Below are 302 nucleotides of genomic sequence, written 5' to 3' on the forward strand. Positions count from 1 at the left end.
TTGCTTTAAATGGGTGTGTGGTGGGGGGATGACGTATTCGTCAGAAAATGGTTCATACAGCTCTTGCGCGTGGAATTACACGTTTATCTGTTGAAGGTAAAGTTTTGATTGAACGAGAAAAACCATTGGTTTACTTTGAAGATGTCTGTGTTGAGTTTTCTGCTGGTGGGTTTCTCCAAGCGACTCTAGAGGCAGAAAATACTATGGGCAATGTTATTTTGGTCCATTTAAAAAAAGCAAAGAATGCTTTGGATTTGTTTTCAAGAATGGGGACTTTTACATTACGTATGGCGAAAAAGATG

Annotated in this window: 1 pseudogene; it reads left to right on the forward strand. The window is 39.1% G+C overall.

The features are described 5' to 3' along the window. A pseudogene (locus tag ACFIK8_RS12215) lies at window positions 1–302 on the forward strand (RNA methyltransferase); the annotation flags it as partial.

Source organism: Bartonella sp. MR168JLCBS (assembly GCF_042194175.1).